General features: G+C 42.2%; 10 protein-coding genes. 8 read left to right on the forward strand and 2 right to left on the reverse strand.

Annotated elements, in window-relative coordinates:
* Positions 1-158: 158 nt before the first annotated feature.
* On the reverse strand, positions 159-1,271 hold the full coding sequence (locus tag R2S08_RS20320; RefSeq protein WP_316836852.1) for an acyltransferase: 1,113 nt from the start codon (positions 1,269-1,271) through the stop codon (positions 159-161).
* A 282-nt stretch (positions 1,272-1,553) separates the two neighbouring features.
* On the opposite strand from R2S08_RS20320, the gene R2S08_RS20325 reads away from it, so the two are divergent.
* From R2S08_RS20325 to R2S08_RS20355, 7 genes are all read left to right on the forward strand, one after another.
* Positions 1,554-2,564, forward strand: a complete 1,011-nt coding sequence (locus R2S08_RS20325; protein ID WP_316836853.1) for a winged helix-turn-helix domain-containing protein — start codon at positions 1,554-1,556, stop codon at positions 2,562-2,564.
* Between the two features lie 8 nt (positions 2,565-2,572).
* Positions 2,573-4,171 carry a solute:sodium symporter family transporter gene (locus R2S08_RS20330; RefSeq protein ID WP_316836854.1) on the forward strand — a complete coding sequence of 533 codons (1,599 nt, stop codon included), beginning with the start codon at positions 2,573-2,575 and terminating at the stop codon, positions 4,169-4,171.
* 187 nt (positions 4,172-4,358) lie between these two features.
* Positions 4,359-5,807: a trehalase family glycosidase gene (locus tag R2S08_RS20335; protein ID WP_316836855.1), complete on the forward strand. Its 1,449-nt coding sequence runs from the start codon at positions 4,359-4,361 to the stop codon at positions 5,805-5,807.
* Between the two features lie 30 nt (positions 5,808-5,837).
* On the forward strand, positions 5,838-7,859 hold the full coding sequence (locus R2S08_RS20340) for a hypothetical protein (protein WP_316836856.1): 2,022 nt from the start codon (positions 5,838-5,840) through the stop codon (positions 7,857-7,859).
* 205 nt (positions 7,860-8,064) lie between these two features.
* Positions 8,065-11,196: a TonB-dependent receptor gene (locus R2S08_RS20345; protein ID WP_316836857.1), complete on the forward strand. Its 3,132-nt coding sequence runs from the start codon at positions 8,065-8,067 to the stop codon at positions 11,194-11,196.
* An 11-nt stretch (positions 11,197-11,207) separates the two neighbouring features.
* The gene (locus tag R2S08_RS20350) at positions 11,208-12,881 is read left to right on the forward strand and encodes a RagB/SusD family nutrient uptake outer membrane protein (protein WP_316836858.1); all 1,674 of its coding nucleotides are present in this window, start codon (positions 11,208-11,210) and stop codon (positions 12,879-12,881) included.
* Between the two features lie 6 nt (positions 12,882-12,887).
* Complete coding sequence (locus tag R2S08_RS20355; protein ID WP_316836859.1) at positions 12,888-14,060, forward strand: glycoside hydrolase family 27 protein; 1,173 nt, start codon at positions 12,888-12,890, stop codon at positions 14,058-14,060.
* Positions 14,061-14,127: 67 nt separating this feature from the next.
* Here the strand turns inward: R2S08_RS20355 and R2S08_RS20360 are convergent, their stop codons facing one another.
* The gene (locus R2S08_RS20360) at positions 14,128-15,330 is read right to left on the reverse strand and encodes an MFS transporter (protein WP_316836860.1); all 1,203 of its coding nucleotides are present in this window, start codon (positions 15,328-15,330) and stop codon (positions 14,128-14,130) included.
* Positions 15,331-15,473: 143 nt separating this feature from the next.
* Between R2S08_RS20360 and R2S08_RS20365 the strand changes: the two genes are divergently transcribed.
* Positions 15,474-16,223, forward strand: a complete 750-nt coding sequence (locus tag R2S08_RS20365) for a DeoR/GlpR family DNA-binding transcription regulator (protein WP_316836861.1) — start codon at positions 15,474-15,476, stop codon at positions 16,221-16,223.
* The last annotated feature ends 72 nt before the right edge of the window (positions 16,224-16,295 follow it).

A 16,295-nucleotide genomic window follows, 5' to 3' on the forward strand; every position in this document is an offset into this window, starting at 1 on the left:
AGTATATAGTTTTATTTTTAGTGGTGATGAAGCTATCAGGATGGTTGGATAACTTTATCAGTTCCTTGTTCTTGTAAAACTATAAAGAATACGCAGGTACTATAGGTCTGTTTTTAACTAATAAATGCACAATATTAACCGCTTGTACGGTAAAGCTGTTAGTCACCACCAGCTTTTTGTTTAGCAAGCCCTTTATTCCGTTTATCACTTAAATATTTCCTTACAGGGATATCGTAAATTACCATGATGAGGTAAGCTGCTCCAGTAAGTAGTACGAGTGCGGTTATAATTATCAAAGATAGTTCCGTTGTGCCTACCTTATGACTTGTGTAGTAGTTACCGAACATCCATAGCACGGCATAATGCGTCATATACAATGGGTAAGAGATCTTTCCTGAAAAGACGCAAAACTTTTTCAAGCCAGGGGCTAAGGTAGCACCTGCACCCAAAGCGATCAGCAATGGAAAGTAAACAAGTACGACTAAAGGTTCCGATAACCAATTCCATTTTGAGGATGGCATTATAAACGCCAGGAATAATAATATAGCTAAGCCGATAAATCCCAGCTTGTTTTTGATGATCCAATTGGAACGGTAAATAAGTAGTCCGGCTAAAAAAGAATAGGATATCCTTGCGCTTCCGTCCCAAAAGGTTGGACCGCTCCAGCCGCCCAATAAATTGCCGGAGCGATAACTTACCAGGCAAATAGCTGCCGCGGCTAGTAGGGTTAAAATGATCAGCAAGCTGCGACGAATTCGATAAAGCACAAATGCGTAAACAATATTAGCAACATATTCCCAAAATAGAGACCATGCTGGCGCATTGAAACTGAATAGATTAAATCCGCGATCTTCTATTACGGGTAACGGTATAAGTAGTATCGAACACAAAAATGTAAGAATAATTTTACCGCTGCTGTACAATTCAAGATGACCCCCAAATGGGTCGAACAAAAATGCCAGAAGGCCTAATACAGATCCAGCTATAACCAGCGGGTGCAGTCGGATGACCCTCGATTTAAAGAACTCGAGCACGCCCATTTTTCCTATACGATCGTCATAAGCATATCCGATCACGAATCCCGAAAGACAAAAGAAGAAATCGACAGCTAAAAAACCGTGTCCGATAAAGTTCTGGCTGGAATCGGTGTAAGCCCATTCCATAAAATGAAATATGACAACGGCCCAGGCAGCAATGCCCCTTAATCCGTCAAGAATCTCAAAGTGTTGTTTTGTTTGCAGAATTGTCGTAGCAGTTTTGTTGGTCTCCATTTAAAATATATCGTATTGCGTAAAAACTAGTGAGGTAATCGCTCCTGATTTGTTGCTGCGCCAAGATATCCAGAATTAATAATCTAACCAAATTTATAAGTTAGCAAGGTAGACAGTTGATTGGGCAGTTGCCACGCTTTTTGGTAAAGAGTAGAGGTCTTGGAAGTAAAAATTTCAATAAATTCAGTAAAAATTTCTTTTGTACACTCCTTTTTGTCACATTTGAGAGGAAAGACCAAGCGGGTTACCAGATAGGAAATTAGTTTTGGCGTTTAAATACTCATGGATAGCATTTTTAAGGAAATACAAATACTAGGGGATATACCTTCATATTCCAAGCATGATAGGTTTGTTCAGGGCATTATTAATGCCGTCAACGGAAAGATCATTAATCAGAATGAAATGCTTCCAACAGTAAAGGTCATGATGAAGGAACTTGGCTTCTCCAGGCAAACAGTTATAAGGGCTTATAAAGAACTCATCGATAGGGGCATTGTAGAATCTAAAAACAGACAAGGGTATTTTGTAGGCGGCGGCAATACCGACAGGATAATGAATGTCGCATTGCTGATGTATAACCTGGATACCTTCGAGGAACAATTCTACCGGAGTTTTCGGCACGAGATTGGTCAGAAAGTTAGCCTGAATACCTATTTTCATCATGGTGACATCGAAATATTTGGTACCATTTTATCACAAATAAAAAGCAAATACGGGATGTATGTAATTGCGCCAATACCTCATCCTCAGACTAAAGAATTGCTGGAAATGATACCGCGGAACAAACTTTTAATTTTTGACCGTTTTGAGCCCCTGGATGGTATTTTTAACCATATTACACAAGAGTTTGGAAACTCTTCTTATGAAGTTTTCTCAAAGCTGGCACCCAGAATCCGGCAGTTCGATGAATTTATTTTTTATCACTCTCCAATCTCTTTGGATCCTAAAGAGATTGTTGGGTCATTTAAAAAATTCCTTAAAGATTTCAATATCAAAGGCCGTATCGAAAAGGAATATATCGCCGGAACAGTTGAAAAAGGGAAGGTGTATTTTACCTTGGATAACTTTGCACTATGGCAGATTATGAGAGATTGTATAGGCAAAAAACTTGAGCCTGGAAAAGACCTCGGGGTGCTCTCCTCCAATGATGAACCGGCGAAAGAAATTATAGGTATCACCACATTTTCTGCCGATTTTTCGAAAATGGGTATATTGGCCGGACGTGCAGTTTTAAAGCAACAAGATATACAGCTTACAGTACCGATGATCTTATTTGAAAGAACTACACTTTAAAGATCCATATGAATTGGATTATCGCCTCAAGTTTCTTGCTTTTTATTGGCTCAGTTGCCTTCATCTCATTGTATAACTCCAGGCGCAAAAAAGCGGATACTTTAAATCGTTTCTTTTTGGCCGACAGAAAACTTGCATTTTTCCAGGTTGGCTGCGGGTTACTCTTTACCAATATCAATACCTCTACCATCATAGGTGAAAATGAACTTGTTTATACCCATAATATGACGGTTATGGCATGGGGCGTCACCTCTGTTCTTGCCATGTTGCTGGTGTCTGAGTTTATTATGCCAATGTATATCCGGCTTGGTATTTCGACAACGCCCGATTTTCTCACCGCGAGGTATGACCGTAGTGTTGGGAAGATTGTATCGATGATATTTCTGTTCGGCTATATCATTAATCTGCTGCCATCCGTATTGTATAGTGGAGCTCTGGCCATGAACGGATTGTTCAACTTTTCAGCCGCATTTAATGTAGATTATAGCACCAGTATTTGGATATTGGTTTGGATACTGGGATCGGCTGGCTGTCTGTTTACTATGCTGGGCGGATTAAAAGCCACCACAATTTCAGAGATGTTATTGGGTATGGGCCTTTTTGCCGGGGGCCTGATGCTACCGGTTTTTGGGCTTAAATATCTTGGGCATGGCAGTATCCAACAAGGTATACATGTTTTGTTAACGAATCATAAAGATCATTTTAATAGTATAGGATCATCTTCTGACCCCATTCCATTTGGGACCCTTTTTACTGGTATGTTATTGGTGAATTTGTATTATTGGGGAACGGAACAGTACATTGTTCAACAGGCTCTGGCTTCAAAGAACCTCAAAACCTGTCAGAAAGGGATTGCGGTGGCCTGTTTAGGGAAACTGATCTCTCCTTTATTTTTGTGTGTGCCAGGCCTGATCGCAGTACATGTTTTCGCAGGCATGCAGAATCCGGCTGAAGTATTTCCTATGCTTAACCGCTTGGTGTCTCCACCTATTATTTCCGGATTTATTGCAGCGATAATTTTTGGTGCGGCCTTAACCACCTTTAATGCTGGTCTGAACAGTTCAAGTACCTTGTTTATACTCAATATATACAAACCCTGGCTGGAAAAGCGGTCGCAGATTGTTCCTGAAAAAAGACTGATCTGGAGCGCTAAGCTGTTTCAGATCATAGTTTGTTTAATTGCCATTATGATTGCGCCCTTGATTATTTTAGTTAAACACGGCTTTTATACCTATGTCCAAACCGTAAATGGTTTTTTTAATGTACCCATTTTCACCATCATGTTCATTGGTCTGGTTACCAGAAAAGTTCCACCCCTGGCAGCTAAAATAGGATTGACATTTTTCATTGTTTCTTATGGCTTGACTCAACTGGTCTTCAATATCCATATCCATTTTTTACATATTCTGGCAATTTTGTTTGTGATCACTTGTGGCATCATGCTCCTCATTGGCAAACTCTACCCCATGTCAGTGCCTTATCAACTCAAGACGAATAACTTAGTAGATCTTGAGCAATGGGAAAACAGACATTTCTATACCGGAATCCTGATCCTGTTGATGATATTGGTGTTTGTTGTTTTCTCTCCACTGGTTCTTGTAAAATAAAATTTGCAGATGCAAAAGTAATTATTTACTATTGTGATGTAGACCAGATTAGACCAGATGAACAAATTCTTTATTTGCTGCCCCAAAGGGGATGCGCGGATTGAACGTATACTGTATTTTGTTTCTTGCAGAGGCTTTTTGCTGGTGGTAGTTTTTACGAATGCAAATCAATTTCAATTCATATACTATGATTTTACGGCGATATAAATCGATCCTTTTGGTGTTTGTATTTTATGGATTTTCTTTTGCCTCGGCACAGGTCGGAAATGTAAATTTTAATTCCTCTGACAAAGACCTGGTACGTGCTTTTAACTGGGCCAAAGGCATGGCACTACATTATAAAGGAGCGGATGACCCAGTAGGCGCATGGTATGAAGCAGCACTCCCGTCGCGATATGCCTTCTGCATGCGTGATGCAGCACATCAGAGTATTGGTGCCGAGATACTCGGATTGGGCAGGGAAAATCTGAACATGTTTACTTTGTTTGCTAAAAATATTTCGGCCTCAAAAGATTGGTGTTCTTACTGGGAGATGAATAAATGGGGGAAGCCTGCACCCGAAGATTACAGGAGCGATAAAGAATTCTGGTACAATTTGCCAGCTAATTTTGATGTGCTTTTTGCGACATGGAGGCTCTATCATTGGACAGGGAATAAAGATTATATCAGCGATCCGGCCTTTGTACATTTTCAGGAAAAGACGGTTAAGGAATACATTGATACCTGGATGCTCTCTGCCGATTCTTTGTTAAAGAGACCAGCACATCTTCATACTCCGATTCCTTATGATGAGAAGGATTCTTTTCAGAGTTGTCGTGGGTTACCTTCCTACTCAGAGGGAATACCAAATCTGAGAACCGGAGTTGATCTTGTGGCTGCGCTTTATCGTGGGTTGCAAACCTATTCAGAGATACTTGCAGCGAAAGGAAAGCAGCAGGAGGCTAAATTGTATGCTCAGAAAGCCGAGCGCTACCGACTGCGGCTGGAGGCCGACTGGTGGAACAAAAGCCAGGCCTGTTATTTTGCCTATTACAGTAGCGAGGGACAATTCATCAATGATAATCCAGCCCCATTTCTGCTTTGGTTTGATGCCCTGAAAGATAGGTCGAGGGTTAAGGACCAGCTGGCACAAATTGCCGCAACAAAAGCCAATATTGAATGCACTTCCTATTATCCTTACTTGTTCTATAAGAACGGTGATTGGGACCAGGCAAGAAAATACATTCTTTACCTTTCAGATCCCGCTACGCCCAGAAGGGAATATCCGGAGGTTTCCTTCGGTGTGATCGATGGCATTGTACAAGGTTTTATGGGCATTAGTCCCGATGCCCAGGTAATGACAATAGGTAGTTTATTTAGAAGTAACAGCGGGGGCTTTGCTGCGGTCAATAATTTATCCGTGTTGCAAACCAAGATCAACCTTAGCCACAAGAATGGCCATCACTCGGCAATTTCCAATTTGGGAAACAAGTCTTTTAAATGGAAGGCTTCTTTCTCCGGAAATTACCGCTATGCAAATGTCAATGGAATTTTACTGACCACAAAGAAGCAGATCAGCAAAGATGGAAAAGTGATCAGTTGGGTGCAGGTGAACATACAGCCCGGAATGCACGTAGAAATTGATGCTAAATCCTAATACAATTTTTTAAACGATCAAAATAAACTCATGAAATCCCCGAAGAAGAAAGCCTTACTCACGTCTCTACTTTTAATTGTCAATTTGACAATATATAGCCAGGAAACAAACCTGCCAGAACAAAAGGACAGGTGGGTGATACAGCCAAATGGAAGTATAAACTGGCGTATAAATGAAAGACTGCCACATTCGGACCATATTGAGATGTCGGGTGAAAAGGTTTCTCTCTGGATTGCTTATCAAGTTGATCAGGCGGGCAGTATAAGATTAACCCGTAAGGTGGTTTTTCCAACCTTCCGGATGCTGCCCGATGAAACCAGGAGTCATATTACTTATACCTTTGAGGACAATGAATTGCCGAGGATGTACATCAACAACAAGCCGTTACCTGCATTAGTTACCAAAAACATTAACCATTCTGGTGTGATGCGGATCATGGCAGAAACCGGCAAACCGGATGGATTGAAAATTGAACACAGTCTGTTTCCTTCTGTGGATCAGCCTATGGTCATTGAAAAATTTGTTGTCACCAATACGGGAGACAAAACGATAACTCTGTCGATGGAGAAATTAAACCGTTCAGTGACAACTGATACACTGCGGAGCAAATCATCGCCGCATACGGTGGTGATGAAGACGCTGAATGAAGGTCGACGTGTTCTGGAACCTGGGCGGTCTACCATCTTTGCTGTTTGCTATTTCGCTACTGATCATCCCGAAAAGCCATTCTTTGCAGATTCAGATCTGGAGGAAAGTAACAGGGTTAAACGCATCACTGAGATCTTGAAACCCTTGCAACTGGAAACGCCGGATACAATTTTAAATACGGCTTTCGCTTTTGCGAAAATACGGGCCACTGAAAGCATTTTTAAGACCAAACGGGGATATCTTCATGGTCCGGGAGGGTTGGAATATTATGCTGCGATATGGGCAAATGATCAGGCTGAATATGTCAGTCCTTATTTTGCTTTTTCGGGAGATCGTATTGGCGTTCAGTCTGCGATGAACTGTTACCGATTATTTGCGACTTATATGAATCCGGAATACAAGCCTTTACCAAGTTCTATCGTGGCTGAGGGAGATGCGGTGTGGAAAGGGGCAGGTGATAGGGGAGATCAGGCTATGATTGCCTATGGTGCTTCCAGATTTGCACTTACCTATGGTAAGATCGACTCGGCAAAAGTTCTATGGCCACTGATCAGTTGGTGTCTGGAATATTGTAGCAGGCATATCAATGATCAGGGGGTGGTTGAATCGCAAAGCGACGAACTGGAAGGTCGCTTCCCTTCGGGAAAGGCCAATCTGTCTACCAACTGTCTATATTACGATGCCTTGGTTTCGGCATCGATGCTGGCCAGGCAATTGCACCTGCCTGAAAAGGAGGTTGAGGATTACAGGGCGCGTGCCAGCCGGCTTAAGCTGAATATCGAGAAGTATTTTGGCGCTTCTATAGGTGGTTTTGATACCTATAAATATTATGAAACGAATACGACGCTGCGGGCATGGATCAGTATGCCTCTTGCTATGGGAATTTACAATCGAAGTAAGGGAACCATTGCGGCTTTATTTTCGCCCCAGCTTTGGACCGCCGACGGTTTAGCGACAGAGGCAGGCAAAGAAACTTTCTGGGACCGATCCACTTTGTATGGGCTTCGTGGTGTACTGCAGGCGGGTGCAACAGACCAGGCTATGACGTTTCTTCGTTATTACTCGCGCCGAAGGCTTTTGGGTGAACATGTACCATATCCTGTTGAGGCCTATCCCGAAGGCAGTCAAAGACACCTTTCTGCAGAAAGTGGTTTGTATTGCAGGGTCTATATTGAGGGATTGTTTGGCATGAGACCTACAGGATTTAATAGTTTTAGCTGCACGCCAAGATTGCCTAAAGACTGGAAACAGATGTCATTAAAGAATATACATGCATTTAACACTGTTTTCGATCTGAGAATTGTACGGCAAAATAAGGATAAAATCGGGGTTATGGTAAGCAAAAAAGGAGATACGCATACTTACACCATCCCTGAGGGAGAAACGATTCAAATCAAATTATGAAGAATATATAAAACCAAATAAATAACCGAATTATGAACCTAAACAAAAAAATATGAACAGAAAGATACAAGTATAAAAAAATAGTCGGGTAACCCGTCCAATAAAAAGAGCCGGAAAGTGTTCCTAGCACCTCCCGGCAGATACTTGGGTTGCCATCAATTATTGAACAATCGACATTATTTTTTAACCCAAAGTTTTCAAAAATATGAAATTTAAATCAAAAGCCTGGCTTTTGCTATGGCCTTGTTCGCCCAAAATTTTACTCGGCCTGCCTCTTGCTGCACTGCTTGTTACCGTAGTTACAGGGCAGGTCAGCGCTAAATCCATTCTTAGTCCAATTCTGAGCTCCCCGGTAAATGCTGTTAAAATAAAAGGTAAAGTAACAGATGAAAAGGGATTGCCATTACCAGGTGTAAGTGTCCGGCTGAAAGGATCAACTAATGGTACAACAACAGATCCTAACGGTCATTACAGTATTACTGCACCAAACGACCAGGCCATATTGGTATTCAGTTACGTCGGCTTTATCAGTCAGGAGCAGAAAATAGGCAGTTCAACGACGTTAAATGTTGTTTTGGTTACCCAGAACTCCAACTTGAATGAGGTGGTGGTGGTGGGCTACGGTACCCAGAAAAAAGGAAGTGTTGTGGGTGCTGTCAGTACTGTAAAAGGGGAAGATGTGCTCCAAAATGCATCACCCTCTGTCTCTAACTCCTTAGCTGGACGTGTACCGGGATTGATCGTTAGCAACCGTTCAGGTGAACCGGGAAATGACGGTGCAAGTTTATTGATCAGGGGATTGAATTCCTTTGGTGGAGGTACGGGCCCCCTGGTTGTGGTTGACGGAATAGCCGACAGGGATCTGAATCGTCTTAACCCAGATGATATCGAATCTGTTACGGTTTTAAAAGATGCCTCAGCGGCAATCTATGGCGTCAGGTCGGCCAATGGTGTGATCCTGGTGACAACTAAAAGGGGTAAAACTGGTAAGGCCACCATTCATTATGATGGGTCATACAGCATCCAGCAATTGACCAGACTTACACATCGTGTGAATGCCTGGGAATATATGACTTATTTTAATGAGCTAAACCTTAATCAGGGGAACACTGCTCCTTATGCACAAAGTGAAATCGATAAATATAAAGCCGGCAACGATCCAAATTACACCAGTACAGACTGGATGGATGCTGTATTCAGAAAAAATGCGCCAATGAATAGTCATTCGCTTTCTGTCTCAGGCGGTGGCGAACAGGTGAAATATTATTTTTCTGCACAGACACTCGATCAGCAGAGTAATCTGAGAAATAGTGACCAGCGGTTTAAGCAATTCAACATCCGGTCGAATATCGATGCGACGATTTCACCGAACCTGAAAGTTAATCTCGACATCGCAGCCCGAAAAGAAAATAAGAATAACCCGGTGATGTCTTTGAGTCAAACCTTACATGAAGCGGTGAGCATGTATCCTTTCTTACCTGTGTACTGGCCAAATGGCTCTGCAAATGCCGGTGTGTCAAATGGTAGAAATCCGGTCATAATGACCTCTCCTTTAGCTGGCTATGACCATGCCAATTATTATACCGTAAATCCCACACTTGGATTTGACCTGAAACTACCCTATGTTGTTGAGGGTTTGTCGCTAAACGGTTATGCTGCTTTTGATTACAAATATGTGGAGGAGAAGACATTTCACCAACCCTGGGATGCCTATACTTACGATGCAACGACTAAAACTTATAGCAATCAGAGAGCCAGTACCAGTATTTTGAGCCTGGCACAGGATGCACAGCTCACCAATCAGAATACCTATTTCATCAAAATGGCTTATGACCACCAGTTTGGTAAGCATAGCATCAATGCTTTTGCCGGGTTTGAACAAACAACAACCAACTGGAATGATACCTATGCCTACCGTAGAGACTTGTTGAGTAATCAGTTGGATCAGCTGTTCACCGGAAGTGCAGTAGGACAGAATGCAACCGGTTCAGCCTCTCAGGATGGTCGCAAAAGTTATTTGGGAAGAGCGGCTTACGCTTATAATAATAAATACTTTGCTGAGGCTTCTTTCCGTTACAATGGTTCATTCAACTTTCCGGCCGATAAACGATGGGGTTTATTCCCGGCTATATCTCTGGGCTGGAAGATTTCTGAAGAAGATTTCTTCAAAGACAATATTAGAGGTGTAGACCAATTAAAATTTCGTGCTTCTTGGGGATTGATGGGTAATGATGCCGTTGCGCAGTATTTGTATGTAACCCGCTATCAGTTGGTACAGAATCCTGAGAATTATAGTTATTTTGGGGAGAACTACACGGAAGCAAAGAACCTGTACCTTTCTGCAACGCCTAACCCGAATATCACATGGGAAAAACAGGACACCAGGAACATTGGATTTGATGCCGCTTTCTTGTCCAATAAATTGACCGTTAGTTTTGATGCTTTCCGTTTTTTAAGGAGGGATATCCTGGCGCAACGTAACGCGTCAGTACCGCAATATACAGGTTTGTCGCTTCCACCGGAAAATATTGGCAAATCCCTTAACCGGGGTGTTGATTTTTCCATCAATTACAAGGAAACGAAAAACAATTTTAAGTATAATTTCGGGGCCAATTTTACCTACGCCAAGAGTAAGATCATCTTCCGTGATGAGTCACCGAATATCCCTGCCTGGCAAAAATCGACCGGTTATGCCATCGACTCCTGGTTAGTGTACCAGACAAAGGGAATTTACCATACACAGGCCGAGGTAGACAATTCTCCCCATATGTCGGGCGCAAAACCTGGTGATCTCTGGATCATGGATAAGAGTGGAGACGGGAATATCACCAGTGATGATATGGTCAGGATCCCTGAATCTGCTACACCAAAGATCATGTTTGGAGTTTTGATGGGTGCCGAGTACAAAGGAATCGGGCTTAACCTGGTCTGGTCGGGACAAGCAATGGCTAAACAAATGATTTTACCACAGTCGCAAGGTTCTTTGGTAGCACCTCCATATTATCTGTACAACGGACGCTGGACTCCAGACAATTCCAATGCAGAATATCCGAGGGCTTTTAATTCTACCGATCCACGAAACTCTGTATACGCTGATTTTTGGTTGAGAAATGCAGCATTTCTGCGTTTAAAATCAGTTGAGTTGTCCTACACCTTGCCGGCAAGCACTTTCGAAAAATATGGTATCGGTTCAGTGAAAATATTCGCCGGGGCCACCAATCTGTTTTCTTTTGACGGGATGAAGAAATATGGTGTCGATCCTGAAACCAACAACATCACAGGAATCAACTACCCGCAAACTAGAATTATCAGGTTCGGTTTAAATGTTAACTTATAAAAACGACATATATGAAAAATAAAATACTCATCTGTTGTTATATCCTATGTGTTATAATGACTTCCTGCAAAAAGGATGTCTTAGACAAAACACCACTTGATTCCTATACGGATCAATCTGTGTGGAACGATTTAAGTCTTGCAGAAGCTTTTACAAATAACCTGTACAATGTGTTGCCCAATGCAGAACACAACTGGGACAATACCACCAACAGGACATGGGCTTTATCTTCTGCCTGCGATGAAGCATTCAATAAATTTGATGATTATAATGCCTCAGTAATGAACTCCGGTTCTCTTACTCCCGACAACCTGGGTGTATTTGACATCTGGGGATCAACTTATAGTATCATTCAGAATTGCAATATCTTTTTATCCAAGATCGATAATGTTCCTGGCGATCCAGCACGACGGGACAGGTTAAAAGGCGAAGTGACTTATTTAAGGGCTTATGCTTATTTCAAATTGATCAGAGATTACGGTGGTGTTCCACTGATCACAAAGCCCTTTGATCTGAACAGTAATTTTGAAAGGAGCCGGAATACCTATGAGGATTGTTCAAGCTTTATCTCCGATGAGTTGGATAAAGCCGCAGGTCTTCTCCCTCTGCAACAAAGTTCCGCCAATTTAGGAAGGGCGACAAAAGCGGCTGCTCTTGCACTAAAATCGACGCTTTTGTTATATGCTGCCAGTCCGCAATGGAACGCAGCGAACGATATGGCGAAATGGAAAAAAGCTTCCGACGCGGCAAAAGCGGTGATCGATCTGAATGCATTTAGATTGTTCAGCGGTAATTATGCCGATTTGTTTACCACGCTAAATTCGGAATTGATTATGGTGAGGTTAACCAATAAACAGTATATGTGGAGCGCGTTCCAGGGGGTGGAGATGTTTTTATCGCCCAGCGGATTTCATGGATGGGCTTCATTTGCACCCAGTCAAAATCTGGTAGATGCCTATGGAACGGCAGATGGAAAAGACATTACCGATCCAACTTCGGGTTATGATCCACAGCATCCATATGCAAACCGTGATCCCCGCTTTTATCAGGATATTGTTTATGACGGAAGACCATATGGACAGCCTGCATTTTGCCAGGACAGATACGGCGTAGGAAGTACCAATGCAGCCGAGTTTTATGAGGGCGGATTGGATTCACCACAAGGCTGGGATAAATGGAACAATAGCGTAACTCGCTACACCTTTAGAAAATATTGTGATACGACCTATAACTTCAATGAAGAAACCCAAACCAATAAATTTTGGATCGTCAGCCGCTTAAGCGAAATCTATCTGAATTATGCAGAAGCCCAGTTTCGGCTTGGAAATAATGGTGCGGCCATCCAGTATCTTGATTTAATCAGGCAAAGGGCAGGCATCAAAAATCCACTTCCAAATAGCTTGTCGGGCACAGCACTTGAAAATAAGATCCGGAATGAAAGACAGGTAGAGTTGAGTCTGGAAGGACATCGTTACTATGATGTTCGCCGATGGAAAATTGCGGATGTTACCGAGAATAAACCACTAATGGGTGTGATTATAACCAAAAAAGCCAATGGTAGCAAGACTTACAATTACAGCCAGGTACAGACCAGGGTGTTTAAGCCTCAGCATTATCTGCTGCCTATTCCAAAAAGTGAAATTAACCGGACAAAGCTGGCTCAAAACCCGGGTTATTCAAATTAAACAAAAATGCGCAAATTAATAGTATTGGTACTCTGTATCTGGTGCTCTTTATCAAAGGCCCAAAAATTTGAAGAACTAGCCAAAAAACCACCTATGGGTTGGAATAGCTGGAACAAGTTTGAATGTAAAATTAACGAAACTATTGTAAAGGAAATTGCCGATGCTCTGGTAAAAACAGGTATGAAAAATGCCGGATATGAGTATGTCATTGTGGATGATTGCTGGCAGATCGGCCGGGATAGTTTAGGTAACATTATCCCTGATCCCGAACGATTTCCATCTGGAATAAAGAATCTTGTGGATTATGTTCATTCTAAGGGTTTAAAGTTCGGCATCTACTCAGATGCCGGTACCCAAACCTGCCAGGGTAGGCCGGGGAGTCGGGGATATGAATTCCAGGATGCAAGAGCTTATGCCAAATGGGGGGTTGACCTTTTAAAATATGATTGGTGCAATCATGGCAAACAAAATGCAGAAGCTTCATATGCCTTAATGAGAGATGCTATTTATAAAGCTGGTCGACCAATGGTGTTGAGTATCTGTGAATGGGGTACAAACAAACCCTGGGAATGGGGCGCGAGTGTAGGCCATACCTGGAGAACAACTGAAGACATCATCAACTGCTTTGATTGCAAGAATAACTGGGGAGGTCTGGGCGTATTGCAGATTATCGATGCTCAGGTTGAGATCGGAGGATATTCAGGACCTGGTCATTGGAATGACCCGGATATGCTTGAAATTGGAAATGGCGTTTTGACCACCAGTGAAGAGCGGTTGCATATGAGTATGTGGGCCATGTTTTCTGCCCCACTTATTGCAGGTAACGACATCAGGAACATGTCTGCTAAGACCAATGAGATACTGACCAATAAAGAAGTACTCGCTATAGACCAGGATAGTCTGGGAATTTCAGCAACCAGGTGGATGAAGTACGCTGACCTGGAAATATGGTTTAAACCATTAAGCGATAATAATTTTGCCTTCTGCCTTATAAACAGAAGCAATCAGCCCATAGTAATTAATCAGGATCTTAAAGCAACGATTAAGAATTATAAAGTTGATGGTTCTTACAAGGTCAGGGATGTGTGGAAGCGTCAAAACATAGGAACAACTACTGATAATATCAAAGGCACAATAGCTGCTCATGATGTACTGATGCTTAAATTAACAAAGAAATAGTTCTACTTAATTTGCCGATCTCAGAAAGCCCCGATTTTTTTTGGGGGCTTTCTGAGATTATGGTGTTTTAAACATTGGATTTCCTGAATGCATAAGTTAGAGCGACACTTAAAAGTAATGCTCCGGTGAAAGTCAGCGCAGCAGTCAGGGAAAAATGGTAAGCAATAAATCCGAGAAGTGCGGGCCCCGCGAGCTGGCCTGCATAACCCATAGTGCTTATTGCGGGAATAGCGGCTGAAGCGGGTATTCCTTTAAGCCTGCCGCCCTCGCTAAAGAAAACAGGTACTATGTTTGCTGCACCTACTCCCAGCAGTACAAAGCCTAAAAGGGTAGTGGGGATCCACGGGGTTGCCACGGCAATGAAAATCCCTGATGCAGCAATAAGGCCACCTGCAACCACTACTGTTTTTCCACTAAACCGCTCCACTATGCGATCCCCCAAAAGCCGCATGGCAGCCATTGAAATCGAAAATGTTGCATATCCAACTCCGGCAAGCTCTGCGTCTATTCCTCTGCTCTCTTTTAAAAACAGGGCACTCCAATCCAACATGGCTCCTTCAGACAAAAATATAGCAAAACATGCTGCTCCAAGAAAAATTACACTGGGACTAAACCATCCTGGTCTGGTCTTTGTTTTTTGTTCTTTATGTGTATTGTTCTCTGGTAAATTATCTTCGTAGTTTTTAGAAAACAGCGATTTATATTTTAATAGTAAAATGGCAATAAGCAGTGTCGATATTGAGATTGCGGCGGTTAACGGATTGAGCCCCGCTCTCATCAATAATCCCAGTCCCAAAGAGCCACATAGGCCACCAACGCTAAACAGACCGTGGAGAGATGACATTATCGGGCGTCCATACTGGTTTTGAACATGGATCCCATGAGAATTCATTGCTACATCAATAACGCCGATTCCTCCTCCAAAAATAAAGAGCGCAGCTCCCATCATCCAGGGGTTTGGCATTAATAACAACATAGGAAGGAAGGTGGCAGCGACCAATCCGGAAATTAATATAACTAGCCTTGTGCCATAACTCTTTGACAGATATCCACTCAGTGGCATCATCGAAATTGCCCCAGCCCCTAAAAGTAGTAACAATAGCCCAAGGTTCCCGTCATTAAGATGCAACCTTTCTTTTGCGAAGGGTACCATGGGTGCCCAGCTCGAGAGGGCCAACCCGCAAACCAGGAATATATATTGTGTGGCCTTTTTGGCTTTAATAGCTGTCTGATTATTATTCATATCGCAAATCAATGCAATAATTTGCAAAATTTCAAATTATTGCAAATAATAGGAATTGGAAAATACGTTTATTGCATCAATCAGATAAATCAGTAGTTGCGATTTAATTCCGAGTATTTTAATGATGTCGGGTTTCATGCAGTGACTGAAAGAATTATATTTGTAGGGAAATGATCAGAGAAAAACGGTTCGAGCATATAATCTCCAGTTTGAAGAATACAGGTACGGTGACCTATAGTGGGATGTCTGGAGACCTGTCAGTTTCCGAGGATACCATCCGCAGGGATATTGAATACCTGCACGAGAATGGCCTTTTGTCAAAAGTCAGAGGGGGAGCCATAGCACGAGATAAAAATCCTCTTTCCTTTCAGGACCGCAGTGATATTTACTCTACAGAAAAGGAAATAATCGGAATGAAAGTTCAGTCTTTACTGAGGACTGGGATGAGCGTTTTCATGGATGGAGGAACCACTATATGTGCGGTTGCAGAGTGTTTACCAACAAACACTTCATTGAGGGTTATAACAAATAACATAGCCCTGGTTCCTTTATTGTCACAGTTCCGGAGCATAGAGATCATTGTACTTGGCGGGAATTATGACAGGGATACGCAAACAAATACGGGAGCCAGAACATGTGATGAGGCCGCGGAGTTTGTTGTGGATCTTTATCTTATGGGCACCTGTGCGATCTCAAAGGATTTCGGTATAACATCGGCAATAAGAGAGGATGGGGCTGTAAAAAAAGCAATGTTAAAAGGTTCCAAAATGGTGGCTGTGCTCAGCAACAGCAAAAAAATAGGCAGCAATGAACCTTTTGTAGTCTGTGATCTCCAAAGAATTAATGCCTTGGTCACTGAACTTCCAAGTGATCATTCTAAACTAGATGAACTGCGCTTTAAGAATCTTAAGATTATTTAATTCTATACGATTCGATTATTAGCTTAGCCATTCATTGCAAATATGGCTTATTCTTTTTTTTGCGATTAATAG

Source organism: Pedobacter nutrimenti (assembly GCF_032678445.1).
Taxonomy (GTDB): Bacteria; Bacteroidota; Bacteroidia; order Sphingobacteriales; family Sphingobacteriaceae; genus Pedobacter; species Pedobacter nutrimenti_A.

What these genes read in the sequence shown, in the direction of transcription:
- R2S08_RS20335 (WP_316836855.1), top strand. Translation starts at nt 4,359, where the DNA reads ATGATTTTACGGCGATATAAATCGATCCTTTTGGTGTTTGTATTTTAT.
- R2S08_RS20320 (WP_316836852.1), bottom strand. Translation starts at nt 1,271, where the DNA reads ATGGAGACCAACAAAACTGCTACGACAATTCTGCAAACAAAACAACAC.
- R2S08_RS20365 (WP_316836861.1), top strand. Translation starts at nt 15,474, where the DNA reads ATGATCAGAGAAAAACGGTTCGAGCATATAATCTCCAGTTTGAAGAAT.
- R2S08_RS20330 (WP_316836854.1), top strand. Translation starts at nt 2,573, where the DNA reads ATGAATTGGATTATCGCCTCAAGTTTCTTGCTTTTTATTGGCTCAGTT.
- R2S08_RS20345 (WP_316836857.1), top strand. Translation starts at nt 8,065, where the DNA reads ATGAAATTTAAATCAAAAGCCTGGCTTTTGCTATGGCCTTGTTCGCCC.
- R2S08_RS20355 (WP_316836859.1), top strand. Translation starts at nt 12,888, where the DNA reads ATGCGCAAATTAATAGTATTGGTACTCTGTATCTGGTGCTCTTTATCA.
- R2S08_RS20325 (WP_316836853.1), top strand. Translation starts at nt 1,554, where the DNA reads ATGGATAGCATTTTTAAGGAAATACAAATACTAGGGGATATACCTTCA.
- R2S08_RS20340 (WP_316836856.1), top strand. Translation starts at nt 5,838, where the DNA reads ATGAAATCCCCGAAGAAGAAAGCCTTACTCACGTCTCTACTTTTAATT.
- R2S08_RS20350 (WP_316836858.1), top strand. Translation starts at nt 11,208, where the DNA reads ATGAAAAATAAAATACTCATCTGTTGTTATATCCTATGTGTTATAATG.